Genomic DNA, 243 nt, shown 5'->3' on the forward strand with positions numbered 1-243 from the left:
TTACACGAAGGCACCGAAGTCATGCTGTCCTTCGTCCAAGGCAACCCCGACCGTCCGTATATCTCCGGCGTCATGCACGACAGCGCCCATCCCGACCACATCCCTGCCGATTGGAACACAAGGAACGTCATCCGTACCTGGGCGAACAACAAACTCAGGATGGAAGACCAAAAAGGTCAGGAACACATCAAACTTGCCACCGACTACCAAAAATCCCAACTCAACCTCGGCCACATCGTCGAC

1 protein-coding gene is annotated in these 243 nt (G+C 54.7%); it reads left to right on the plus strand.

The window, feature by feature from the left end:
* Positions 1 to 243: type VI secretion system Vgr family protein (locus HMPREF3277_RS06485; protein ID WP_246830771.1), on the plus strand; the 243-nt coding region annotated here is incomplete at both ends.

The organism is Neisseria sp. HMSC70E02, from assembly GCF_001838645.1.
Lineage (GTDB): Bacteria > Pseudomonadota > Gammaproteobacteria > Burkholderiales > Neisseriaceae > Neisseria > Neisseria macacae.